This is a genomic window from Phyllobacterium sp. TAF24 (assembly GCF_052113785.1).
Classification (GTDB): domain Bacteria; phylum Pseudomonadota; class Alphaproteobacteria; order Rhizobiales; family Rhizobiaceae; genus Phyllobacterium.
Map to the genome: position 1 here is coordinate 39,901 of NZ_JBFRDN010000027.1, position 22,945 is coordinate 62,845.

23 protein-coding genes are annotated in these 22,945 nt (G+C 53.0%); 12 read left to right on the forward strand and 11 right to left on the reverse strand.

Translation table 11 applies throughout. From position 1 onward, the window contains the following. Positions 1-280: 280 nt before the first annotated feature. Positions 281-2,233 carry a hypothetical protein gene (locus AB4Y96_RS20200; RefSeq protein ID WP_441919449.1) on the forward strand — a complete coding sequence of 651 codons (1,953 nt, stop codon included), beginning with the start codon at positions 281-283 and terminating at the stop codon, positions 2,231-2,233. A 71-nt stretch (positions 2,234-2,304) separates the two neighbouring features. On the opposite strand, the gene AB4Y96_RS20205 is transcribed toward AB4Y96_RS20200, so the two are convergent. The 5 genes from AB4Y96_RS20205 to AB4Y96_RS20225 all read right to left on the reverse strand — a co-directional run bounded on the left by AB4Y96_RS20205 (position 2,305) and on the right by AB4Y96_RS20225 (position 7,234). Then, positions 2,305-3,135, reverse strand: coding sequence for a formylmethanofuran dehydrogenase subunit C (locus AB4Y96_RS20205; RefSeq protein WP_441919451.1), 831 nt, complete (start codon positions 3,133-3,135; stop codon positions 2,305-2,307). Next, on the reverse strand, positions 3,132-4,040 hold the full coding sequence (fhcD, locus tag AB4Y96_RS20210; RefSeq protein WP_113094631.1) for a formylmethanofuran--tetrahydromethanopterin N-formyltransferase: 909 nt from the start codon (positions 4,038-4,040) through the stop codon (positions 3,132-3,134). Before fhcD ends, AB4Y96_RS20205 begins: the two co-directional genes overlap by 4 nt. Beyond that, positions 4,028-5,662 carry a formylmethanofuran dehydrogenase subunit A gene (locus AB4Y96_RS20215; protein WP_441919452.1) on the reverse strand — a complete coding sequence of 545 codons (1,635 nt, stop codon included), beginning with the start codon at positions 5,660-5,662 and terminating at the stop codon, positions 4,028-4,030. Before AB4Y96_RS20215 ends, fhcD begins: the two co-directional genes overlap by 13 nt. Next, complete coding sequence (locus tag AB4Y96_RS20220) at positions 5,656-6,507, reverse strand: tungsten formylmethanofuran dehydrogenase (RefSeq protein ID WP_441919454.1); 852 nt, start codon at positions 6,505-6,507, stop codon at positions 5,656-5,658. The genes AB4Y96_RS20215 and AB4Y96_RS20220 overlap by 7 nt, the downstream gene beginning before the upstream one ends. A 328-nt stretch (positions 6,508-6,835) precedes the next feature. Further along, the gene (locus AB4Y96_RS20225; protein ID WP_441919456.1) at positions 6,836-7,234 is read right to left on the reverse strand and encodes a 4a-hydroxytetrahydrobiopterin dehydratase; all 399 of its coding nucleotides are present in this window, start codon (positions 7,232-7,234) and stop codon (positions 6,836-6,838) included. Between the two features lie 100 nt (positions 7,235-7,334). Here AB4Y96_RS20225 and AB4Y96_RS20230 point away from each other — a divergent pair, with 100 nt between their 5' ends. The 7 genes from AB4Y96_RS20230 to fae all read left to right on the forward strand — a co-directional run bounded on the left by AB4Y96_RS20230 (position 7,335) and on the right by fae (position 13,740). Next, the gene (locus tag AB4Y96_RS20230) at positions 7,335-8,351 is read left to right on the forward strand and encodes a beta-ribofuranosylaminobenzene 5'-phosphate synthase family protein (protein WP_441919457.1); all 1,017 of its coding nucleotides are present in this window, start codon (positions 7,335-7,337) and stop codon (positions 8,349-8,351) included. Further along, entirely contained in the window at positions 8,348-9,244 is an 897-nt protein-coding gene (locus AB4Y96_RS20235) for an NAD(P)-dependent methylenetetrahydromethanopterin dehydrogenase (RefSeq protein ID WP_441919458.1), read from the forward strand. Before AB4Y96_RS20230 ends, AB4Y96_RS20235 begins: the two co-directional genes overlap by 4 nt. Before the next feature lie 7 nt (positions 9,245-9,251). Next, positions 9,252-10,346, forward strand: a complete 1,095-nt coding sequence (locus AB4Y96_RS20240; RefSeq protein WP_441919459.1) for an ATP-grasp domain-containing protein — start codon at positions 9,252-9,254, stop codon at positions 10,344-10,346. Then, entirely contained in the window at positions 10,343-11,296 is a 954-nt protein-coding gene (gene mch / locus AB4Y96_RS20245; RefSeq protein ID WP_441919461.1) for a methenyltetrahydromethanopterin cyclohydrolase, read from the forward strand. Before AB4Y96_RS20240 ends, mch begins: the two co-directional genes overlap by 4 nt. Before the next feature lie 8 nt (positions 11,297-11,304). Continuing rightward, the gene (locus AB4Y96_RS20250) at positions 11,305-12,219 is read left to right on the forward strand and encodes an ATP-grasp domain-containing protein (RefSeq protein WP_441919462.1); all 915 of its coding nucleotides are present in this window, start codon (positions 11,305-11,307) and stop codon (positions 12,217-12,219) included. Next, the gene (locus tag AB4Y96_RS20255; protein ID WP_441919463.1) at positions 12,216-13,079 is read left to right on the forward strand and encodes a triphosphoribosyl-dephospho-CoA synthase; all 864 of its coding nucleotides are present in this window, start codon (positions 12,216-12,218) and stop codon (positions 13,077-13,079) included. Before AB4Y96_RS20250 ends, AB4Y96_RS20255 begins: the two co-directional genes overlap by 4 nt. A gap of 154 nt (positions 13,080-13,233) precedes the next feature. Further along, positions 13,234-13,740 carry a formaldehyde-activating enzyme gene (gene fae, locus AB4Y96_RS20260; protein WP_112522376.1) on the forward strand — a complete coding sequence of 169 codons (507 nt, stop codon included), beginning with the start codon at positions 13,234-13,236 and terminating at the stop codon, positions 13,738-13,740. A 105-nt stretch (positions 13,741-13,845) separates the two neighbouring features. On the opposite strand, the gene AB4Y96_RS20265 is transcribed toward fae, so the two are convergent. Continuing rightward, positions 13,846-14,574, reverse strand: coding sequence for a HisA/HisF-related TIM barrel protein (locus tag AB4Y96_RS20265; RefSeq protein WP_441919465.1), 729 nt, complete (start codon positions 14,572-14,574; stop codon positions 13,846-13,848). Between the two features lie 27 nt (positions 14,575-14,601). Between AB4Y96_RS20265 and AB4Y96_RS20270 the strand changes: the two genes are divergently transcribed. Beyond that, positions 14,602-15,666 carry a hydantoinase/oxoprolinase family protein gene (locus AB4Y96_RS20270; RefSeq protein ID WP_441919467.1) on the forward strand — a complete coding sequence of 355 codons (1,065 nt, stop codon included), beginning with the start codon at positions 14,602-14,604 and terminating at the stop codon, positions 15,664-15,666. 1 nt (position 15,667) lies between these two features. On the opposite strand, the gene AB4Y96_RS20275 is transcribed toward AB4Y96_RS20270, so the two are convergent. The 5 genes from AB4Y96_RS20275 to AB4Y96_RS20295 are packed head-to-tail and all read right to left on the reverse strand — an operon-like array spanning position 15,668 to position 20,030. Then, positions 15,668-16,273 (reverse strand): DUF447 domain-containing protein, encoded by a 606-nt coding sequence (locus tag AB4Y96_RS20275; RefSeq protein ID WP_441919468.1) that lies wholly within the window; start codon positions 16,271-16,273, stop codon positions 15,668-15,670. After that, a complete protein-coding gene (locus AB4Y96_RS20280; protein ID WP_441919470.1) occupies positions 16,270-17,670 on the reverse strand; it encodes a DUF6513 domain-containing protein in 1,401 nt (466 codons plus the stop codon). The genes AB4Y96_RS20275 and AB4Y96_RS20280 overlap by 4 nt, the downstream gene beginning before the upstream one ends. Then, a complete protein-coding gene (locus tag AB4Y96_RS20285) occupies positions 17,663-18,214 on the reverse strand; it encodes a flavoprotein (protein WP_441919472.1) in 552 nt (183 codons plus the stop codon). The genes AB4Y96_RS20280 and AB4Y96_RS20285 overlap by 8 nt, the downstream gene beginning before the upstream one ends. Continuing rightward, entirely contained in the window at positions 18,214-18,846 is a 633-nt protein-coding gene (locus tag AB4Y96_RS20290) for an amino acid kinase family protein (protein ID WP_441919473.1), read from the reverse strand. Before AB4Y96_RS20290 ends, AB4Y96_RS20285 begins: the two co-directional genes overlap by 1 nt. Continuing rightward, the gene (locus tag AB4Y96_RS20295) at positions 18,843-20,030 is read right to left on the reverse strand and encodes a (5-formylfuran-3-yl)methyl phosphate synthase (protein WP_441919474.1); all 1,188 of its coding nucleotides are present in this window, start codon (positions 20,028-20,030) and stop codon (positions 18,843-18,845) included. The genes AB4Y96_RS20290 and AB4Y96_RS20295 overlap by 4 nt, the downstream gene beginning before the upstream one ends. 142 nt (positions 20,031-20,172) lie before the next feature. Here AB4Y96_RS20295 and AB4Y96_RS20300 point away from each other — a divergent pair, with 142 nt between their 5' ends. From AB4Y96_RS20300 to AB4Y96_RS20310, 3 genes are read left to right on the forward strand one after another with little or no spacing between them, the layout of a single operon-like run. Continuing rightward, positions 20,173-21,405 (forward strand): ABC transporter substrate-binding protein, encoded by a 1,233-nt coding sequence (locus tag AB4Y96_RS20300; protein ID WP_441919485.1) that lies wholly within the window; start codon positions 20,173-20,175, stop codon positions 21,403-21,405. Positions 21,406-21,430: 25 nt separating this feature from the next. Next, positions 21,431-22,405, forward strand: a complete 975-nt coding sequence (locus AB4Y96_RS20305; RefSeq protein ID WP_441919476.1) for a YVTN family beta-propeller repeat protein — start codon at positions 21,431-21,433, stop codon at positions 22,403-22,405. Positions 22,406-22,435: 30 nt separating this feature from the next. Continuing rightward, on the forward strand, positions 22,436-22,930 hold the full coding sequence (locus tag AB4Y96_RS20310; protein ID WP_091881698.1) for a hypothetical protein: 495 nt from the start codon (positions 22,436-22,438) through the stop codon (positions 22,928-22,930). Positions 22,931-22,945 lie beyond the last annotated feature (15 nt).

Sequence of the window (22,945 nt, forward strand, 5' to 3'; positions counted from 1 at the left end):
TCTTCCGGTTGCGGACGCCAGTTCAGGCCGTTCCAGTGTGTGCTCGCGCCGCCAATGCCAATACCTGGCAGAAAGGAGCCGAAGCTGCGATAGGGGGCAACGCAACCTCGTTATCATTTCGCCGTACTGTCCTGACGTGCCATTTTTATGCCCTCTCCCCCTTGATCGAAACAGAACCGAGTGGATAGCGAACATTGTATCGTTCAACCCATTCTTGATAGCTGCTACGAGCACCCGGAAAGCATATATAGCTCCATGCCTGCATGCTGTGGTTGCCGCCATGCATCGGATTGGCGAAGTAGCCTTCTCAAGTGGTTTGCAGAAGAACCGTGAAGAAATCTCGCAGTTCCGGCTGCAGACCGACCTCTCCTTTTTGTCGTATAAAAAGGAAACCACGAAGATGTATAACGGGATGTCGCGCGGTATAGCGAAGATGATTTTGGGTTTATTTCTCGGCCTGGCGGCTCATTCTGCCATGGCTCAAGAAGTGGTGACCATTCCTTCCTACACGCCGACTATTGGTGCCATCAGCACATTCCGAACAGAAAAGAGCATTGAAACGGATATGTCTATCTGGCTGGAAAAGCCAAGCATCATCATGCGCGGTGACTTTCTCCAGCAAATGATGGTTGTATCCAAGGATGAGCAAGCGGTGCGCATGCGCTGGTCGTTGAGTTCTGATGTCCCTGCAAAGGCAACGGGAAATTATGATCTCAATTCACAATACAAGACCACACTGGACCTTTATGGTGTTGAGCAACTGCAATTTGAGACAGATTTGAATGGATTCCCGTTTTCTTTGATCGGATTCGATTCTATTCGACAGAATATGCAAGACAAGATCGCAAGTTCTTTTGGCAATAGGCCAGTGCCTGAAGGGTCCGTACTATCAAGCCTTGTTAAAAAACTGGATGATAATCCCTTGGTTCTGACTGATATTCTTGTGCCCGAGGCTAGGCTTTTGGCACGTGGTCAGTGGTATAAGAGCGCGTCACTCAAGGTGGGGGATCAATGGCAGGCATCTCGCGATGACGACATCAATGGAACCGCTGTCAATATTGTCACAACATCGTTGCTCGAAAGTGTCGATCACTCAACCCAGACGGCCGTTATCACGTGGGACGAAATATCCGATAAGGAAGCGCTAACAAAGGCATCTCAGCCGGGAATTGATGCGATGATTGCAGCATCGAAGGAGCGTGCAGCAAAACTGACCACTGATCAACTAGCTGTCATCAAGAGCGCCAGCAGTCGCCGCCTCGGTCGTTCCGTGGTTTCGTTGGTTGATGGTTCTACAATAGAGGTGACTGAAACGCTGACTACTCAGCTGGGTGGTCTCAAAACCACCACTGTAACGCATGTCAAACGTGAAGATGGCATATCGTCTGACTTGGCAGCTAAAAGCCCGCGTAATCCGGTATCTGGTGCAATTCAGCCGGTATCACCAAATTGGCAAAACGCTTCCAATCTTGAACAAACGCTCAAAGAGCTGAAGAGCAATGATAAAGACACCCAAGGAAAGCAGGCCGGCGTTGAACAACTGCTCGGTAGCGCAACCGTCCCCGCAAAACCCGATAAAATACTGCTGACAACCCTTCCAGAGAAAGTAAAATATTCCGAGCCGGTGGCACTCAAAATATCGAGCGCGGCGGTAATGAAATCACCGATCTCTTATGGATATGAGCTGAAAATCATCCTTCAACCAGAGAGTAGCGCTTTATTTGGCGCTTTCACAAAAGCTGCAATCGGACAGAAAACGCAATTGCGGGTGGATGGGGAGATAATTTCGGAGCCGGTGGTGATCTCACCTATCGTGGACGGGACAGTACAGATTTCGGGTGATGACAAAGAGACGCTGGATGCCATGGCACGTCACTTATTATCGCCTGACGCTCATATTGAGGTGCAAGCGACACCAGAGGCGCTTCCACTTCAGGTGGAAAATGCAACGGCGTCAAAACTCGATTCCGGTGGTGTGGCGGTGAATATCGTTCTCACTCCACAAAGTGCCGCGCTTTACAAAGATTTTACAAGGCAAGCGGTCGGTCGGGCAATCGAACTGCGCGTTAATTCCCAGGTGATGGGCTCAATGGTCCTGAAAGACGAAAACGCCACCGGAAAAATCCAATTGACGGATGGTTCCAGCACACAGGAGCAATCCGAATCTTTTGCCAGTTTGCTTCCTGATGCCACTGTCGAAGTAATCGTCATCATCAAGCCCCCCACCCAATAAGGGCTTATTTACAAAAGTAAGCACTATCTGATCTGCGGCGCCTTTAGCGGGATAAGCACCGCACGCTATCGTCAATCACTGCGTAACCGATCGCGTTGTCGAAACAATATTTCACCTTTGCCTGATACAGCGTTGTCGCCACCATATTTTCCCGGCTTTGGACCGAGCAGCGGCTTGTTCACAATGTTCTCATCCATAAGAAAACGATCAAACAGACTAGAAAAGGCAATATCGGGTTCGCCACATGGCATAAAAGTCGGCGACGGATTTTCCGGCCGCCGATCAAACAGCAACGAGCCGCGTTTCATGAGGTAACCCGGCATAGCACCGGTACGGCCGCAGACCACAATCGTTCCGGCAATCATGCGATACCCCGCATAATCGCCACAACCCTTCAATGCAGCAATAACACCGCGACGCAGACGATCTCCTGTATAATCTCCGGCCTTGCCGCGAACGATCAATATGCCGCCTTCCATGCCGGTCATTTCGCCTGCCAGCGGTCCACCCAGACAGTTTCCGGCATTCCCTTTGATCTCCAGCCGTCCGCCAGCCATACACGATCCCGTGTGGTCACCGGCGCTGCCTTCAATATACAATGATCCACCGGATATTCGCCTGCCGGCCTGGTCACCGACGTCACCGATGATACGCATTGATCCGGAGTTCAATCCTGTTCCGACTTTATCGAAACGCGCGCTGCCGCCTTCGAAAACAATGTTGTTTACATCTTTGCCAGCGACCTTGAACACATCACCAACGGAGGCTGGATTGCGGCTCGTTCCAATACGTAGCCTGGAGACCTGGACCTCCGATAATCCGGCCAGAGCGACGGGCGTTAATCCGGATAAATCCAAACGCTCGTCAGGTTGGTCAATCAGTGTGAACGTCAACGCTTTCATGGCAGCAAATCCTTGAGATGATAATGAAATTTGCCTAGCTTGCCGCCATAATTGCCAGCGCTTATCCGTAACGCACCTTTCTTGGGACCGAAATCGATAACAGCCTTCAATCCTGCCCGCATAGCGGCGGCAACTGCATCACTGGTTTCACCATCGATAACGATTTCGAGCACCGCGTTGATGTCAGGTGTCAAGGCCGTGCCAACGACACCGCGCAATGTGGGCGCAAAAGCATCATTCGTAGAGGCCATCATTCCCTTATACTTTCCACCAACTTTCGAACCTGAGCGAACGATGCCACCTGGAAATGGCATAATCGCGCCCGGTATTTTTTCGATGGCAGCAACAGCTCGTTCGGCTGCGTTCAAGGCTTTGGTGTTATCAGCTGCAAGAAACAGAAGGTTACCGCCGCCAACGGCCAGTTTGGTCAACCCCGTTGTGGCTTCGCACAGGAATTCACCATCCATGACGGGTACGCGCCAATAGTGCTTTCCACCAAACTTCTTTGATATTTGCCAGCCATCACCAAAATAGCGCAGTGAATTGCCGAGATCCAGCGGTGCCGTTCCTTCAAGACCAGCGAAACAGGCACTCCCGGGCGACGTCAGCACGCATTGGCCGAGCCGGCTCTTCAATTGCTTCTGTAGTTCATCCGTACCCATGGCAAAAATCATGACGCGGCACCCCGGACGCCCATCCGGTGTCTTTGAAGCTGGTAGATCAACATCGATCGCCGCTTCGCAGCCGCAACCTATAACCGATGTTGCATAGCCCGTCATGGTAATGGCCGCCTGACGGGCCCATTTCAGCGTGGGCGCGGTAATGACTATTGCTGTCGCACGCATACCGAAAGCTTCGGCAAAAGTGTCATCGATGAGGATACCATTGCGGCTTAGCTGTTGCATGATACCTCCGCAAACGGCTCGTCGCGTTGAATCGCCGAGTCTGGGAAGGTGAACCAGTCGAGTGACAGGCCATAGCGCTCTTCATGATAAGCGTTCATACGCTTGGCCATTGCCTTATCCGGTGGCGGATTAAGCCTGAGCGTTTTGCCCCACCGATAGTGCGTTACCTTGCCGTTTTTGACCACCAGATCGCCATTCTTGAAAACCAGCGCCGCCTCGCGAAACATCTTCGCGATATCCTTGCCCTTACGGTATACCGCGACATCAGCAATTGCCCCTGCCCCAAGATGACCGCGGTCCTTGAGACCAAGCAGTTTTGCGGGCGCGGCGCGCGTCATAATCGCAATCTCTTCCAGATTGTATTCACGACGAATGGACGCGAGTGTCGTAAGCTCCAGTGCGGATGCATTCAGTTCCGTGCATTTTGCATCCCGGGCAGCACTGCTCATCAAAAGCTCAAACAATTCAGGATAGGCCGTAAACGGCGCACCATTGGGATGATCGGTGGTGAAGAACACGCGCCATGGATCGGTAACGAGCAGGAAAAGCTCAAGCCCAACAGCCCATTGTATCGAACCGTAGTAATCCTGCTTGTAACGGTAGGGCACAATTCCACCACCACCATTGCCGTCGCCGTCAAAAATCACCGTTTTTTTCGGACTGGCATTGCCGAGGGCTGCGAATTGGCGCATCACGTCAGAAGAAATCGTTACTGTCTGGCCAAACATGACCTGACCGATGTCTATGGTGACATCGGGATTGCTGTTAACTGCTTCAGCCAGTCGCGCCGCTTCAGACGAGAATTTGCGTTTCCCTTCGGTGCCGTAACCATAGAATTGAAGATGGGCCAGATGCAGCGGTACCCCTTCGGTTGCGGCGATGGTGGCAGCGGCCGTATTGGCACTGCCAGCAATGCCAAGATTATTGGCATGGACATGCAGCGGATGGGGAATACCCAGCCGGGCAACAGACGCCTGCATCGATTTCACTATTTTGCGCGAGCTGACGCCATATTCCGGCACCACGTCATCCAGCGAAAAGGCTCGCACATTCTCTTTGAATGCCGCGGCGGCGCCCGCATTGATGACTTTGACACCAAGCGCACGCGTCGAACCCACGACCCACGCCACGTAATCATCGATCATCGCCGAAGATTTGCCGTCGCGCAGCAAGGACAGCGTGAAATCATCATTGCCTAGAATGGCCAGTGTCGCCTTGTCGATGATTGGTATGTCAGCCAGTTCCAGATGCGTGTGCAGGGCGGTGTAAGGCGCCATTGCAGGTTCCACTACTGTCGTGAATCCCATTTGCGCATAAAGACAACCGGTCCGGAACGTAGACCAACCGGCATTGGATAAGGGCGTGTTGGCTGGCCGCGGCTGGTGCGCCGCATGGTATTCCGGCAAAAGCAAACGTGCGGTATTCACATTGCCGCCACCAATGTGAGAATGAATATCAATGGCGCCTGCCATGACAATGCAACCCGAAACATTATGCGTCTGATCGGCTGTTTCACCCTCTGGTATGTCGATCAATACGCCATCTCTGATCCACACGTCGCGCTGGCTGGTTTTGCCATTAACGGGATCGATGACTTCGCCGCCTGACAAACGGATCAGCATGCGAACTCCTTTTTTCCGGGCAATGCATCGGCCAATTGACGTATGATGCTCGAAACGCTTGGCAAATGCGATGGCGCCATCGCTTGTACAAATCCGAACGTGCCAATCCGACTCGAATAGGCAACGCCATCGTGATCAATCCCGGCTTTACCGACAGCAATCGTTATCATAGCGCCAGCGGTTGGGGCGTCGGTTCGGGACAGGGAAATCAATCTGGCCTTTCCCCCTTTGGGGGACGTTTCGCCCTCACGTGTAGACACCCAGACATGCAGGTCCGCTTCCTTCTCGCGGAGCATGCGTTGAACATCCCAACGCACCGGGTCATAGCTTGGGAGGCTATTGATAAATCCTGTTCGGGGTGGAAATCCGGTCATCCAAAGCGAGGTGAGAGCGGAACCCCATGCATCATCATCTGCCGGTAGGAATAGACTACTGGCGCGCCCTTTTTTGTTCAAATCGGCGATCAAATCCTGCAACATCACGAGACCAGCTGTTTCAATCGAACCGCCGGAAAAAACAAATACCGGAAACTGTGCTGCAGTAAGCGCGCTTTTCAACCGGTCGATATTGCTCAATGTTGATACTGTCTGGCGGTTTTGCAATTGCGCGCGGAGAACCGCCAATGCTGCATTCAGCGATAAATTCTCGCCACCGACTGGCACGGCCTTCATTGGGCGCAGCAATTTGCTGTCTAATGAATTTGTTTCCGCACCGGCAACATGGAACCAATGACGGCTGTGCTTGTCGCCAAGGTCGGGTTTCGAGTTCGCCCATGTTTGCAGCAGCTCTTGATGGAAGACGGGAACTTCGCCGACAAGAACAATCAGACTGGAGCGGCGGCGCACCTCACCCGGTGTCGTGAACATGCCGCCATGATCTGTGATCAGCGAAATTTCATTGGCAAGTAACCGACCCATCGTGTGATCGTAAGCACCACCCAATATCATCGCCAGAGCAATGGCACTGCGCGTACCATGCACATCCGTATCCAAGGAGAAAACCGGACAACGGCTTGATGCCAGAAGCTTCACAGCATTCTGAATTGCATCCGTTAAAGATACAGGCTGGCTGCCAATCCATGCAACCGACATATTCCGCAACTTTCTGGTGCCAATTTGAGCTTAGCCATTTTTTCTCGAATGTGAACCCTGTCGGGATGCAAAATTTACAAGATCAACTGTCGTACTTGATATAGGCAAAACGCTGGTCCGTTTGCGGTGTCCCTTCAAGCGATCCCGCCTCTTCGCCGGGCTGCCACTGGACAACACTTTCTATCTTTGCCGCAAGCTCGAAGTCCTTGTCGGTGATGCCTTTTGCCGCATGGTTCATCAGCAAGACCTCAACCCACGCATAGGACGCTTTGAGATCCGGATGATGCCAGGCGGCCTCGGCGAGATGCCCAACGGTATTGATAACCATGAGCGTCGCTTTCCAGCTGTGGGTCTTGTATTTCCGGCGAATCCAGCCGTTCTCGTATCGCCACTGGGGCAAATCTTTCTTGAGTTTTGCGACCACTTCGCTTTCGGAATAAACTTTTTCCGCAGGCTTCGTCCCCTTTGATTCCTCAGCCATTCACCAATCCTCCACTTCTTTGCGTATGGTGCTTGCACCTCGCTCGAAAGACGATATCATACTGCAGGGCCCGATTTTCGAGATTGTGTAAATTAAGCAAATGTCGGAATCCGTCACTATTGAAGTCCCGGCCCGTCTTCACCTTGGCTTCCTTGATATACCACGCCACGTCCCTGAACCTGGTCATAACAGGTTCGGCAGTGTTGGCCTGCCTATACAGGATGTTGCAACCGTCCTGACGATCTCACGTGCTGCGAAGGCCCATGTGGAAGGCGATGAGCAGGAACGCGTCGCGCAGCATGTTGCAACGCTCTCCCGTCATCTTGGTATCAAGGCGCAACATAGGATTGTCGTTCATCAAACCATCCCGCAGCATATCGGCCTCGGCTCCGGCACCCAGATTGCCCTCGCCATTGCAGCAGCTCTTCGCTCTCTGCACTCCCTGCCGCTTGATATCGTCAATGACGCCTCCCTGCTCGGACGCGGGACACGCTCCGGCATAGGCATAGCAGCGTTTGAAAAGGGCGGGGTCATTGTTGATGCCGGCAAGGGGCCAAACAGTGCAGCGCCGACGATTGTCGCACGGATACCCTTTCCCGAGGACTGGCGCATCATCCTTGTCTTCGATACATCCACACAAGGCATTCATGGTGATGCCGAGATTGAAGCTTTCAAAGCATTGCCCCCATTCCCGCTGGCAACATCGGCCGCGATCAATCGTCATGTTTTGATGGGTATTATGCCGGGACTTATCGAAAACAACCTACCGTTGTTTGGGCAGGCAATTGCTGCCATCCAGAGCGAGATCGGCAACTATTTTGCACCGGCACAGGGCGGTATTTTCACCAGTAAGCGGGTTGCGGCGACTATCAGTCAACTTGTCCGGGCTGGTGCCGTTGGTATCGGCCAGAGTTCTTGGGGACCCACCGGTTTTGCTTTTGCAGCATCACAAATGGATGCCGAGCGGATCGTCGATACGATAGACCAGGATGCGTACGGCACCACCATCCAGATTGTTGCGGGCCGCAATGCCGGGGCGGATATCACGCATGCCGCTTTGAATCTTGCCAGAGCTTGTACCATGGGCGCCTTCATAAAAAAGGAGCGGATATTATGAGCCGCAAAACAATCCTGCATATGCTAACCCCGCTTCGGCAAATGAGCCCATTTGATGTCAACATGGCACTTGATGCCGGTTACGACGCGGTTGTGCCCTACACCGATGTCGCTCTTTCAGATGTGGGCAATCTTGTTCAAGACGCCATATTCTCGCGACCGCCGGACGCGGGTGTGGCGACCGGCATTTTCATTGCCGGAAAGGATGCCCCAATCGCGCTCGACATGCTCAACGCTGCAAAGAATGCCATGGTTCCGCCCTTTGAAATCTCGGTCTTTGCCGACCCTGCCGGGTCCTTTACAACCGCCGCTGCCATGGTTGCCAAGGTAGAAAAGGCATTGTTGAAACATCACGATCGCAAGCTTGAGGGTGCCAGTGTAGTGATCTTTGGCGCTACTGGCGTCGTCGGCTATTGCACAGCAGTGATTACCGCGCAACAGGGCGCAAATGTGACGATTGTCGGTCACGACGGCATTGAACGGGTGAAGGCAGTTGCAACCTCAATCAGGCAAAGATTTAATCTTTCCGTTGAGCCTGCTGACGGGTCAAACGAGCAGAAAAAGTCCGCTATTCTTCAGAACACGGAAGTGGTGCTGGCGGCGGCAAAAGCGGGTGTGCAGGTCTTATCGACGGCACAGCTGGGTAAAGCCGGCAAGCTTCTCGTCGCCGCTGATGTCAACGCTGTTCCACCAGCCGGTATTGAGGGATTGAAAGTCAATGCCAATGATGAGCCGCTCGATGCGACAGAGGCTGTCGGCATTGGCCCGCTTTCCATCGGTAATGTCAAATACAAGACTCAAGCCGGTTTGTTTGAACAGATGATCAGAGCCAAAAAGCCAGTCATCTTTGATTTTCGGGACGCATTTGCCCTTGCACGCGAACTCGTTAAATAACGCGGTCTTGATCGCCGCAGTTTCAGGACGCTCGCTAGCTGCGGCTGCGCGCCGTGCAGGCTTTCGGCCATTGGTTGCGGATCTTTTCAACGACGCGGACACGCTCGCACTGTCAGAGCGTGCCGTGAAACTTTCGGGGAGTCTGCACGAGGGCATCAACGAACGATATCTCGTAGAAACACTCCAAGAACTTGCCGGTAACGACAAACCGATAGCTGTCATTTACGGCTCCGGTTTCGAGCGCAATCCGGAAATGATAGAGGCACTTTCGCAAAAGTTCACGGTCGCTGGAAACAACACCGAGACAGTTCGGCTTATTAAAGATCCTGCATATCTGGCACAGCTATGTAATGAGTTTGGCATAAGACATCCTGAAATACAGTTTGATCCTCCAAACAATCCTACGGATTGGCTGAGTAAATTGGCTGGAGGCGCAGGTGGCTCGCACGTAAAGCCTCTAAACGGTGGAACTGCGGACCTGAAGCACTATTTTCAGCGCTTTATCTCTGGCCGAAATTTATCGGCGCTCTTTCTTGCCGACCGGGAAAAGGCGCATATTATCGGGTTCAGTCAACAGTGGTCTGCTCCGTCAAAGATCAGCCCCTATCGCTATGGCGGCGCGGTTCGTCTACGCCGCTTCAATAAGAAAAAAGCGAAAGATATAGAGGACTGGCTGACAGCATTAACCCGTCGCACTAATCTGGTCGGATTGTGCAGTGCTGACTTTATTGTTGGTGACACCGGTCTCTATCTGATCGAAATCAACCCGCGGCCGGGTGCGACGCTTGATATTTTCGATACTGAAGAAGCACCTCTTTTGCGTCAACATTTACAAGCCCTGACAGGGTGCGGCATCTCCATACCCAGCTATAGGGGCTCAACTGCTTCGGCAATCGCCTATACCGCCAAAGCCATCAGCGCCTTTCCCGAAATTATTTGGCCGACGATGACCGCAGACCATCAAAGGGCAGGCACCGCGCTTCAGGCAGGCGATCCTGTCTGTACTGTATTCGCCACGGCTCCCTCCGCCTCAGCAGCGATGAAAGCCGTGAAGAGCCGCGTCGAAAAACTCGCGGTTAACTGGAGGGAGGAGTTTTCATGAGAGACGGTCATGCCTATCTCAACCGAAGCGCTCAATACCTGGCCGACAAGATGATTGAGGATGCGAGCAGGCTTGGTATCAACTATAGCCGTGGCAGCATAGGCGAACACGTTATCGACGCGGGCGCTAATTGTCGGGGTGGTGTGGACGCCGGGCTTCGCATTATTGAAATCTGCATGGGCGGGCTCGGCACGGCCTCCGCTACGCTCGGCATAGGCAAATGGCCTTTTATTGTGAATGTGCGTTCCTCCCAGCCGGTTCTGGCCTGTCTTGCCAGTCAATATGCTGGCTGGAATCTCTCGCATGAGAAATACTTCGCCATGGGATCGGGACCAGCACGCACACTGGCACGGGTGGAACCATTGTTTGAGGAAATCCTCTATCGCGAACCCGACGCGGAATCCGCTGTCGTCATTCTTGAAACTGCGACACCGCCGCCTCAAGCTATTGTTGAAAAAGTGTCCAAGGCGACGGGTTTCACACCTGAGAAGCTGACGTTCATTTATGCGCCGACGCAAAGTCTTACGGGGGCAGTACAGATTGTCGGACGTGTGCTTGAGGTCGCAATGCACAAGGCGCATGATCTAAAATTTCCACTGGGTGACATTGTGGATGGTGCCGGACGCGCTCCAATCCCTGCCCCGCACCCGGATTTTCTCAAAGCCATGGGCAGAACCAATGATGCGATCATCTATGGGGGTACGGTTCAACTTTTCGTGCGCGGTAGTTCGGCAGCGGCTCGTAAGCTGGCTGAACAGCTTCCCAGCCATACATCACGCGATCATGGCCAGCCTTTCGCCGATATATTCAAGAAATTCAAAGGAGATTTCTATGCCATTGACCCACACCTGTTCAGCCCTGCGGAAGTAATCGTTACAGCCATTGAGACTGGTGATACCTTTCGCAACGGCGGAGTCCACGAAGCAATGCTCGAACAATCTCTGGGCTGAATGACAAAATGACAGAAACCGTATTGATCCTTTCCGACCGACCCGACCGTCAGGTGAAACAGCTTCGTGCTGCGCTAAAAACCCATGGGCTTAATGTTCAGACATTACCATTAGCCGATATCGGTTTCGATACACGCTATCCCTCCGGCATAGCCATTCCCCGCATGAACGGTACTTTGCCCGCTGCCGTTATCGTGCGGTCAATCTCTTCAGGCACATTCGAGGCAATCACCCGTCGCCTTGGGATTCTGCATGCCTTTGCCCACCTCGGTGTTCCCGTATGGAATTCCGCCAAGGCCATCGAACGCTGTGTCGACAAGTCCACAACGACGTTCTTTCTCGTGCAGGCCGGTTTGCCCACACCAGAAACCTTTGCCGTTGAAAGTCTTGTGAACGCCAGATTGATCGCGGAGCGGGAACTCGTGCACGGGCCACTAGTGCTCAAACCCCTGTTCGGGTCGCAAGGCCGCGGCATCAGGTTGATCCGCAGCGTCGAGGATTTGCCCGAGCCGGAAGAAATGGATGACGTTTATTATCTGCAGCGCTTTGTGGCCAGACCAGGCCCGCCTTACTGCGATTATCGGGTCTTCACCTGTGCGGGCGAGGTCCTCGGTATGATGGCACGGCGCGCCGAAGGATGGATCACCAATATTGCCAAGGGCGCAAAGGCGGAGCCCATCATTGGGCCATTGCGGAATAAACTGGAAGAGCTTGCGCTTGCAGCTTCCGCCGCCATCGGCACCGATTTTGCCGGAATCGACATCATTCCTGCAGCAGATGGAAAACTCCTTGTTCTCGAGGTCAATAGCATGCCTGCCTGGTCGGGATTGCAATCGGTTGTTCCTGTCCGGATTGCTGACTGCATTGCCGGTGCTCTCGTCGCGCAAATTGAAACCGAACTGGACGAAAGACCTGCCGCTTGACCTTGACGCGTGAACAGATCCGCCGCGCCTATATCGATGCCTGCTACAAGGAGATTGAGGCGCTGAAACCGGGCAACGTGCATATTTTTGCTGACGGGCATCGCATGAATGCACAGCAGTTTTTCGACAGCGCACAGGTTTCATCCGGTCCAGTGACTGATCCTGCCCTTTCCGTTGGTGGACGCATTCTTGCTGCAGTAGCGGCTACCCGATCTGAAGTGGGGACCAATACAAATCTCGGTATACTTCTTCTCTGTATTCCGCTTGCCCAAGCAGCCGTCGAGAGCACTTCCGATCTGCAATCTGATCTCGCCAAAACACTTGAGATGCTCGATATGGCCGATGCGCGGAATGTATTTACAGCAATCACATTGGCACAGCCGGGTGGCCTTGGGACGACATCGGAACATGACGTTGCTAATGAACCGGATGTCCCACTTCTGGACGCGATGCGCGCGGCGTCAGACCGTGATATGATTGCGCGGCAATATGTGACAGGTTTTTCCGACGTTTTCGCCGGTGGTCTGTCGGCCTATAGTTCGGCTGTTGGACGCAGCGAACCTGCGATGTGGCCAAGCATATTCGTCTATCTCTATTTCCTTTCAAATTTTCCGGATAGCCACATCGTGCGTAAGCATGGTGTCACTATTGCCGAAGAAACGCGGCTGGCGGCGGAGAAAATTCTTGCCCGGGTTATTCAAGTGCACGATGGCAAGGAACGTGAAAAAATACTCCTTGCTTTCGATGCTCAACTCAAAGCGAAAAGTATCAATCCCGGCACTTCTGCAGACCTTACAGTTGCAAGCCTTTTTGCTTCAAAACTCATCTGGCTCTTGCATAATGGCGAGGTAAATGCTTGAATTTCCCCAGCGGATTTGTCCGCTGCTATCTGGCCAACCGACCCCGGACTGAGGGTGCTGTGAACAAGGATAGCTGTCCATCGAGAGTCGTGTCTCGAGAGGTACGGCGTCTTTGGACAAACCACTTGGAAACGGTTTAGGGAGGTATTTGGCCGTGGCTAAAATCAACAAGGTAATGGTTGGCGAATCGCTGGTTGGCGATGGTAATGAAGTTGCGCATATCGATCTGTTGATCGGACCGCGCGGCAGTGCAGTTGAAACAGCATTCTGCAACGCTTTGACAAATAACAAGGATGGATTCACCTCTCTCCTTGCGGTAATCGCGCCGAATTTGGCATGTAAGCCAAACACTATTCTGTTCAACAAGGTTACCATCAAGGGAGCCAAACAGGCTGTCCAGATGTTTGGTCCCGCACAGCATGCGGTAGCCAAGGCGGTCCAGGACAGTGTAGCCGATGGCACTATTCCAGCTGATGAAGCCGATGATCTGTTTATTTGCGTTGGTGTTTTCATCCATTGGGAGGCTGAGGACGACGCGAAGATTCAGGACTTCAATTATCGAGCAACCAAGGAAGCTCTGGAACGTGCAGTATCGGGCAAGCCGACTGCCGCCGAAGCAACAGCTCAGCGTGATGCTGTAAAGCATCCGTTCAGCGCTTAGACACGAGACAACCCCGCACAGAGTACGCCCTCTGTTGCATCGGATGGTCTGTTGCGCCGGTTGGCAAAACGTTTGGGCTTCTAGAATTGAGCAAGGGGAAAGCAATCAATCCCCTTGCTCAAACCTGCCTTGTTGGGTGTTTTTCATCAGAGACGAGATTGTCTCCGATGTCAGTGATCCATTGTGCAGGGAGGTAGCGACAAGTACTGCTGAGATGCCGATTGCTTCCAGTTGCTCCAGATCATGGACATGGCGAACGCCGCCCGCAGCAATAACTGCACGATTGCCGGCCCGGCGCTTGATTTCGGTCAGCCGTTTCAAATCGGGGCCCGAATTGGCGCCGACACGGCCAAGCGTCATGGCGATGATCCGGGATGGCCAGTTATCAGCATTTTCAAGAATAGACGGCGGCCCGACAAATTCATCCTCCTTGAAATCCAGGGATAGAACCAGCCGTAGATTTTCGCGTAATTTCTCAAGCACGGAAGCATCAAATTGAGACTCCGAACCCAATACAGGTGATATGCCATCCATATTCAAGGCTTGTTCCAGCTGGCTAAGGGTCGAGAAACCAGCGTCCAGCCAGACATCGGCTGTGGCCAATAATGGCCTCAATCTTTTCAATGTATCGTCAGAAGGGCCGCGCTGTATTGCGTCGAGTTCAGCAATATAGAAGGCTGGAAAAGGATAGAGTTTGCGCAAACCTTCGGCCACATCAAGTACTTCAGCCGTAGGGCTGAGGGGTGTTTCGATAGGACGATACGTCTCGCGCTTGCCCATATAGGCGCGAACAACGAGTCCATCTTTTATGTCGAGTACCGGAATGATATGCACTTGTAGAATCCAAGGAATGTTATGCTCATGAAACGCCGATTTGCTGCTGAAGGAAAGCCCCTGATTACCGGCTGGGATGTTGGGGGAGCCCATCTCAAGATGGCGCAATGCCAGAATGGCGAGATCGTCTCGGCAAAAATTTTCAAAACCCCACTCTGGCTCGGTGTCGATCAGGTGCGCGAGGTCCTGATCGAAATTGCGCCATTGCGGGCAGATGGTCATCTCAATGTGTTCACGATGACCGGAGAACTCTCGGATACGTTCACCTCACGCGACGCAGGAATTGCAGGGCTGCTTGATTTTATCGCAGAGCAATTCGGGGACAAGAACACGCTCATCTATGCCGGCCGTGCAGGCCTCTGTGATATTGATATGGCACGCAATCTGGGTGGGGACATCGCATCCGCCAATTGGCACGCCACAGCTTCATTAAGTGCGAAACTGGCGGGTACCGGCCTGTTTATCGACATGGGATCGACCACTACAGATATACTTGCCTTCAGGAACGGTGAATTGGTCCATGACGGTTACTCCGATGCGGAGCGGCTGTCGACAGGCGAACTGGTTTATACGGGATTTGCCCGCTCAGCGCTGATCGGTATCGCGGCTCTTGTCCCCATACGTGGCCACATGACGCCGCTTATGAACGAATATTTCGCCAACACCGCCGATCTGGGCCGTATTCTCGGAACGTTGGATGAGGCCGATGACAAATATCCATCTGCCGACCGTCAACCGAAAACCCTTGCCGGGTCCATTCAAAGGCTGGCAAGAATGGTGGGGCGGGATAGTGGTGACCTGCACGAGGCGGAATGGATCGATATTGCACGGTGGTTCAGCGAGCACCAAATACGCATGATCCATGATGGAGCTTTCCGGGTGGCACGCCACCTCTCGCCCGAGCAGACCGCGCCCATTGTTGGTGCAGGTATAGGCAGACCTCAAATTAAACAACTGGCCCGGCGTATGGACCGACCCTATGTCGATTTCGGCATGTTGATACCAGCAACGACAGATGCGCGGGACGATGCAAGCAAAGCTGCGCCTGCGGCCGCAGTCGCACTGCTCGCGTCAATGTCCTTGGCAGGATAATTCAGGCAGTACCGGGGTGACGCGCTGCACTCTTGCCCTTGGAATCGGCGGCTTCCTGATGCTCCTTCACGCGCTGCATCAACCATGACCACGCAAGCAGTTCATCCGGCCCTGCAGTCTTCTCGATTGCAATCGTGAGATAGCCAATTTCCGCATCGATCTTTTCTTGTGGCAGCATATGCAGACGGCTGACCAGAATGGCCAATTCGAGCACTGCGGCTTTGCCTCGATTGAGCCCGGTGAAAGGCGCGTGCATTGCCTCAGAAACAACTTTGCAGAAATGGCGTGGGCGCAACCCGTCATCGTCGACGGACACCACCTGAAGCGCTGAATGACTGAGTGCTGTTTGCAGGCGCGGCACGGGAAAGCCCTCAACTGCGACTGTGGGCCACTCTTTGCGCCCCGTGAGACAGCCAGCAAACACCAGCATATCATCCGTATAATTGGCAATTGCAAAGGGGACAGCGCTAAGATTATCGAGCGTCTTCGATGGACGGAACGGCGCGATAACCCACCCATCCTCCTGCTGGATGATACCAAGCGGCGCGACGTGGACAATTCCGGCAACATCAACCGTCGTGACGATGGTTTCCCTGATATAGGTCAAGTCGTCGTATCCTTCTTCGCTCGTAACGTATGGCCCGCTTCTTTTAATCGTTGACGATCCATTTTTTCTTCCGGAGTGGCGGCACCCCATGCAAGTGTTTCATCCTGCGTGTACCGCTTGCCCAGCTTCCAGGCTATTTCGGCTTTCGTCAGCTCGGCGCCCAGATAGAAGGCGTGGGCACCATCCGATTCAACGTTGAGCTTCGGGAAAAGTTCAAATGCATCCTGTGCAATTGCATGACCTTTGACATTGAAGATGTGGATGCCATCAGGCGCGGTCATAATGCGGAAATTGGCGTCGCGCACATCACTGGCAAGCACGGCGATATCCTCTACGCTGTTCGGATAGGGCTTACGGTCATGGATCTGCAACAGTCCAGCATCATAGCCGCGTGGCAGAGCATGATCCCGTTTGGCTGCAAACATGATGCGGCGAGCCCGATCATGCTCCTCGACAGTACGAATGGTGTGGGGACTGACATTAACGACAAGGACGTTGTCTATCGATAGTTCCGAACAAATCCCTGAGAGAAGCGCAGTAATACCGGACGTGTCCGCATCCGTGAGTTCCGTGAGATTACCGGTGCCCATCATCATCGGGATATCGGGCCATCGGCGGCGGGCTTCCAGAAATCGCCCGAGCGAAGCGGCAAAACCGAAATGGATCGGATCGAGTACCGGATCGGCAATGAAGGAGATATTTGCATTCTGTGCAGCCACAATCGCACGGCCAAGTGAATCGAGATCACCTGCAACTGAAGGAATAAGGATTGGAACGGCGTTATATTTCACCGCCAGACCTATAGTCTCCTCGGTGAGGCTAAGAAGATAATCAGCACCGGCAGCAGCACCGGTTTCAAGCTCATTGCGGTTGGCTGAATCCACGCTGACGGAGAGGCCATGGGCCTTAAGACGACGGATAGCGTCGGCAAGATGTGGAAACGGCGTGTCCGGCAAGCAGCCAAGATCGATGACATCCGCGCCCGCAGCAGCAAGTTTCGAAGCACGCTCCACCAATGCGTCCAAGGACAGGGCTGAAGCATCAACTATTTCCGCGAAGATGCGCATATTGTGTTTGGAAAGATCAATCGGCTTGCCAACGCGCCCGAGAAATACCGGCAGGTCAGCAACCTCGTCTGGGCCGCGTAGGAAGGGAATGTCGAAGCGTGTGCTCAAGCGGTCAAGATCGCCACGATAACGGCCAGGTAATATGATGCGATCCGCTACAACCGGAGGCTTCAATCGCCGTGCGATAATCTCTTCACTCATCAGTGCAGCGACCTTCACACCTATATCAACGATTTCATAGGTGAAGGTGGTATCCTTGAGATCGGAAAGTATCCGTTCCAGCCGTGAGCGGGCCAGATGCCCGGTCAAGAACAGGAGATGTTCAGTCATGTCGGGCAACTTCGTTCGAACGGCGCGCGATAGCCGTCTTCAACTCGGCCAATGATTCGACAACCTCAGTCCGCTCATAGGTTTTTAGACGCGCCGTATTGGCGAGATCGATTGGCCGGGGATAGACCTTCACCATGCCACCCGGAGCCATTGTTTCAAGCTCAGGCGCCGTATCGCAGGCAAAAACGATGGATGGAACGAGGCATTTGCCAGCTTGAGCATAAACATTTGTAGGAAGTGAATCTGAAATTCCGACAACGCATTTTGCAACCGTGTTCGATGTTGCGGGGGCAATAACCGCCGTGTGATACACGCCGTTATAAAAGCCTCCCACAGGCACAGAGCTTGCAGTCTTGTCGTGCAAAACCCGTGTCGTCTCAGGGAAATCGAGCTTCAATCCATACATGCGCAGTACTTCGTTAGCGGCTTTTGAAACAAACACATCGCAATGTTCGAGCGTTCTTATCAACTCAAAACTTTCCACAAAAAAATGACCGGAGCCAGTCAATGCCCAAGCCCATCGCGGCGTATGCAGTCGTGTCATTACCCACCCATTGCTTCGAAATGTCTCGTGCCCATCATCACGTGTCCCGGAATGGCTGCTAATGGTAAATCCAGCACATTCAACATAGCTGGACCCGCCATGTGAAGACTCGTGTCAGTTGCCAGCATGTCCGGCAGCATTCTGTCGACAATACCCGCATCAACCAGCTCTGTGACCGACGAATAGAACTGGTACTCATCGGTCTGCTTTATCAGCAATACAGCCTGACTCTGCAGGTGTTTGGCAAGCCACGCGCTTAAACTATCCGAAGTAATATCCCATGACATAGGAATATCAGGCGCACCTATGGTCATCAATGACGGCAACCAAACGGGGAGAGAACCTGCGTCAAGCGCATTGCTGATTTCCGCAATCGACCGCACGACCTGTAAGCATTCATGATGTTCGGCAATGGCAATGCCAAACTGATCCATGGCAAGGATTGCCATTGCATGTGCGGCTTCGTCTGAATAGCCAAGCCGACCCTGTGAAATCCGGACCTGGTCCGCAAAGGGCCCACCTCCGGGCACGATGATCAGAGGGAACGTTGCGCTGACCAGCACATTGATCCAGCGATGCATTTCTCCGTGACCCGCCGTACTTCCTCCAAGCTTTACGACAAGCGGTCTCATGAAGACTTTCGGCCTCCATGCACCTGCGTGAAGCGGAGCTTGGCAGAGTTCTTGACTTCGCGTGTTCGCTCGATCTCAACACCCACGCCACCGGGACCTATCTCCAGTTTCTCAGCCCGAACGAAAACGCGGATCACCCGCGGATTTTTCAGTACGAAAGCGGCTACTTGTTCCGCCAACGTTTCTGCAAGCTCGACATGGCCCGCGGCAACGATGGCGCGAATGCCATCCATTATCAGATCGTAGGAAACCACATGCCGCATATCTTCGGGATTGCGTGTCACCCGCAAAACCTCAGCGACAACGTCGAAACGCACCTTCTGGGTTTTGCCATGTTCAAAACTATAAGCCCCTATGTAGACGGGGAGAACAAAATCGCGGACAAAAATCTTGTCTGTACCCAGTCCCGCTTCTTCCGGTTCCGGAAAATAACCCCTCGCGGCAAGCAATTTATAATCAACGCTCGCCGGTCCCCCCTCTTCCAGCATTTCGGGAATGAGACCGCGTATCTTTGCCGTTGCTTGCGCATCAATGGATGCTCTTCGGTTAAGATCAACACAAAGCGCTCCACGAAAACCCATAAAATCCGGATCATAGGTCAGTAGTCGCGAAACATCCGGCGCTTCGAGCGATCCGGCAACGCCGACCATTAACCCATGGGACTGGCCACTCCCGATAAACTTTCCGATTTGATCGGGAGACATATGATTGAGCAATCGGCCTTTGGATTTATCTGCCGTGTCGATCATAAGGCCGAAAAACCCGCAAACCGACAAGCGTTCAAACAGAGTTTCGTCGTAAGAATTCCAGTTATCGGCAAAGACAACTGCAATCAATTTATTGTGTGAAGCAAGCGGCCTGAGTGCCTCTATACAAACATCCAACTGCTCTGATGGGAATAAGCCAATCTTGATGTAATCCAGACCAGCCGAAGCAAATTGTTCTACTCTTTTAAGGATGGTCTCCGGATGCATCGGAAGATCACCGCAAGCTGCACTGATGGGGCGCCTTCCCGCTATAAAGTCCTTTACTTCCAATACTTTAGACAGATCAACGGCTCCTAGCGCTCCGTTGTCAGGATCTTTCATGTCAATGATATCTGCGCCATTTTGGAAAACGATTTCCGCTTCCTCACGGTTCCGGACGCTTGCCAACATTTTTGTCATTGGCTTGCCCCCGAACAAAAAACAGAAACCTTGCCTTGCACGCAAGAAAAGCTGAGCCGGAGGGTTGAGATTATGGAGCGTTTGTTTAAAAACACTATGGGCACCTCTGTTCTTAACCCACCGCCATTACTTGAATGGCGGCAGTATGAATGGTTTGGTCATGAAGAGTACGGTGCCAAATACTCTCACGTTTTTATTCGGCTTTTTTTTGCTGTTCGTCAACGTGTCTGAGCTATCGGCGCAGCAATCCACGACAAATCAAACAGCAAAGCCAATTGTCGATATCAGAATCGGCTATCTCCGTGCCTACGAACCCCAATTGGCACTTTCCGTTCTGGATATCCCTCCGCGCGACGAAGGCGTTGCCGGAGCAAATGTCGCGATAAACGACAACAACACGACAGGAAAATTTCTTGGTCAGCAATTCACGCTGGACATCATGGAAACAAAGTTCAACGCTGATTTGACGTCGGCTTTCAAGGAAATGGTTGCACGCGGCGACCGGTTCATCCTGACAGATGTTTCTGCCAAACAATTGCTGGCAATAGCGGATCTGGCAAAGGATGCCGGAGTGCTGCTTTTTAACGTTGGTTCGACTGACGATATTTTGCGTGAAGAGGAATGCCGGTCGAATATCTTTCACACGGCGCCCACACGCAGCATGCTGGCCGACGGCCTGGCGCAGTACCTCGTTTGGAAACAATGGCGCAAATGGGTGTTGCTTTATGGTTCCCATGATAACGACAAGCTCTACGCTGACGCCATCAGACGTGCCGCAACACGCTTTGGAGCTACAATCGTAGAAGAGCGTCTATATGAAGACAACGGCACGGCACGAAGGACTGACAGTGGTGTGGTTCTTGTCCAGCAGCAGATGCCGGTCTTTACTCAGAACCTACCTGAACACGATGTCGTCATTGTTGCCGATGAAAGCGAAGTGTTCGGCAGCTATGTTCCCTACAGGACATGGACTCCCCGCCCGGTAGCGGGAACGGCTGGTCTGGTAGCCTCCAGCTGGCACCCGGCAAGCGAACAGTGGGGCGGCGTACAAATCCAGAATCGTTTTGCCAAAACCACCGGCCGGCGGATGCTATCGAAGGACATGCAGGCATGGACGGCCGTGCGTATCCTCGGGGAAGCGGTTACCCGGGCGAAGAGTGCCGAGACAAAACAGGTCGAGGACTATATCAAATCGGATGAGTTTTCGATCGCCGCCTTCAAGGGTCAAAAGCTCAGCTTCCGCAATTGGAACTGGCAGTTGCGGCAGCCGATCCTGATCGGTGATGGACACAGCGTCGTTTCGACATCACCACAAACAGGCTTTCTGCATCAGTTCTCGGAACTCGATACTTTGGGTGTCGACAGACCGGAGACCAAGTGCAAGCTCAAATAAAATATGGATAAATGGGAGGAATAAGATGCGACACCACATGTGCCTGCTTGCTGCGACCGTAGCGCTGCCGTTTCTTGCGCAACCCAGCTGGGCGAATATGGTCTATGTTTCCAACGAAAAAGGCAATTCGGTAACTGTCGTAGACTCGAAGACCATGGAAGTGGTCAAGACCATCGATGTCGGGCAAAGACCCCGCGGCATTACAATCTCCCCTGACGGAAAAATAGTTTACGTTTGCGCCAGTGACGATGATACCGTGCAGATGATCGATACCAGCACGGGCGAAATCATAGGCTCATTGCCATCGGGCCCAGATCCCGAGCTTTTCACATTATCTCCCGATGGAAAGACCCTCTACATCGCCAACGAGGACGATAATCTGGTCACCGTGATCGATGTGGAATCAAAAGGGGTCATTGCCGAAATCCCAGTTGGTGTGGAGCCGGAGGGCATGGGAGTGAGCCCTGACGGCAAAACGATCGTCAATACCTCCGAGACGACAAATATGGCGCATTTCATCGATACGGCCACACACGAGATCACCGATAATGTGCTCGTTGATTCACGCCCGCGTTACGCGCAGTTCAAACCGGATGGCTCGGAAGTATGGGTGTCCGCAGAGATAGGCGGCACCGTCTCGGTCATCGACAACAAGACCCGTACGGTCACGCACAAGATCACCTTCGAAATTCAGGGCCTGCGTTCCGAGCAAATCCAGCCTGTCGGTATACGCATCAGTGCTGACGGCAAGAAAGCTTATATTGCACTTGGGCCTGCCAACCGCGTCGCCGTCGTCAACACAGAAACCTACACAGTTGAAAAATATGTTCTGGTGGGACAACGGGTCTGGCAACTTGCCTTCATGCCCGATGGCAAAAGTATCATCAGCACCAACGGTCTTTCCAACGATATCACATTCATCGACACGGAAACGGATGAACCAATCAAATCGGTGACCGTTGGCCAGTTGCCATGGGGTGTAGCGGTCTCGCCAAACTAACCAGAACAATCGACAAAAGGGAGGAACCACATGTCGACTTTTAGAGCATTTGCACTTGCCGGATTTCTGAGTCTGGCGCTCGTCCCGTCCTTTGCTTTCGCACAGGCGGATGATGACGATGATAAAGCAGCCCCTGAAGCAAAAGCTTCAGCCGAAGCCAAGACACCCGCAGTCACGCGCGCCAGCAAGAACGTGCCGGAACTGATCCTTGGCTCCAAAGATGATGAATTCACCGTAAACCAGAAAGATTTCGAGCTGGTTGCAGGACAGGGATATCGCTGGAAGATTACCTCAGCAGCGGGTCTGGAATACAAGTTTGCCACTGACCTCTTCCGCAATGTCTGGATGAACCAGATCGTCATCAACGATCTTGAAGTGCATATGAATGGTGCCCCGGCATGGCTGGAATTTGATTCTCCCGGCACAATCAATGTCCAGTTCACTACGGTACGGCCCGGCAAGTATACCTGGTCTGTACCGGATCTGGCCGACAAGGGTATGAAGGGAACGATTACGATCAAATAGGTGTCAGTGTCTGCT

Excerpts from the sequence above, each read along its gene's own strand:
- AB4Y96_RS20250 (WP_441919462.1), top strand. The coding sequence starts at position 11,305 with ATGACAGAAACCGTATTGATCCTTTCCGACCGACCCGACCGTCAGGTG.
- AB4Y96_RS20305 (WP_441919476.1), top strand. The coding sequence starts at position 21,431 with ATGCGACACCACATGTGCCTGCTTGCTGCGACCGTAGCGCTGCCGTTT.
- AB4Y96_RS20230 (WP_441919457.1), top strand. The coding sequence starts at position 7,335 with ATGTCGGAATCCGTCACTATTGAAGTCCCGGCCCGTCTTCACCTTGGC.
- AB4Y96_RS20300 (WP_441919485.1), top strand. The coding sequence starts at position 20,173 with ATGAAGAGTACGGTGCCAAATACTCTCACGTTTTTATTCGGCTTTTTT.
- AB4Y96_RS20280 (WP_441919470.1), bottom strand. The coding sequence starts at position 17,670 with ATGACTGAACATCTCCTGTTCTTGACCGGGCATCTGGCCCGCTCACGG.
- AB4Y96_RS20270 (WP_441919467.1), top strand. The coding sequence starts at position 14,602 with ATGAAACGCCGATTTGCTGCTGAAGGAAAGCCCCTGATTACCGGCTGG.
- fhcD (WP_113094631.1), bottom strand. The coding sequence starts at position 4,040 with ATGCAACAGCTAAGCCGCAATGGTATCCTCATCGATGACACTTTTGCC.
- AB4Y96_RS20310 (WP_091881698.1), top strand. The coding sequence starts at position 22,436 with ATGTCGACTTTTAGAGCATTTGCACTTGCCGGATTTCTGAGTCTGGCG.
- AB4Y96_RS20235 (WP_441919458.1), top strand. The coding sequence starts at position 8,348 with ATGAGCCGCAAAACAATCCTGCATATGCTAACCCCGCTTCGGCAAATG.
- AB4Y96_RS20225 (WP_441919456.1), bottom strand. The coding sequence starts at position 7,234 with ATGGCTGAGGAATCAAAGGGGACGAAGCCTGCGGAAAAAGTTTATTCC.
- AB4Y96_RS20215 (WP_441919452.1), bottom strand. The coding sequence starts at position 5,662 with ATGCTGATCCGTTTGTCAGGCGGCGAAGTCATCGATCCCGTTAATGGC.
- AB4Y96_RS20290 (WP_441919473.1), bottom strand. The coding sequence starts at position 18,846 with ATGAGACCGCTTGTCGTAAAGCTTGGAGGAAGTACGGCGGGTCACGGA.
- AB4Y96_RS20205 (WP_441919451.1), bottom strand. The coding sequence starts at position 3,135 with ATGAAAGCGTTGACGTTCACACTGATTGACCAACCTGACGAGCGTTTG.
- AB4Y96_RS20285 (WP_441919472.1), bottom strand. The coding sequence starts at position 18,214 with ATGACACGACTGCATACGCCGCGATGGGCTTGGGCATTGACTGGCTCC.
- AB4Y96_RS20200 (WP_441919449.1), top strand. The coding sequence starts at position 281 with ATGCATCGGATTGGCGAAGTAGCCTTCTCAAGTGGTTTGCAGAAGAAC.
- mch (WP_441919461.1), top strand. The coding sequence starts at position 10,343 with ATGAGAGACGGTCATGCCTATCTCAACCGAAGCGCTCAATACCTGGCC.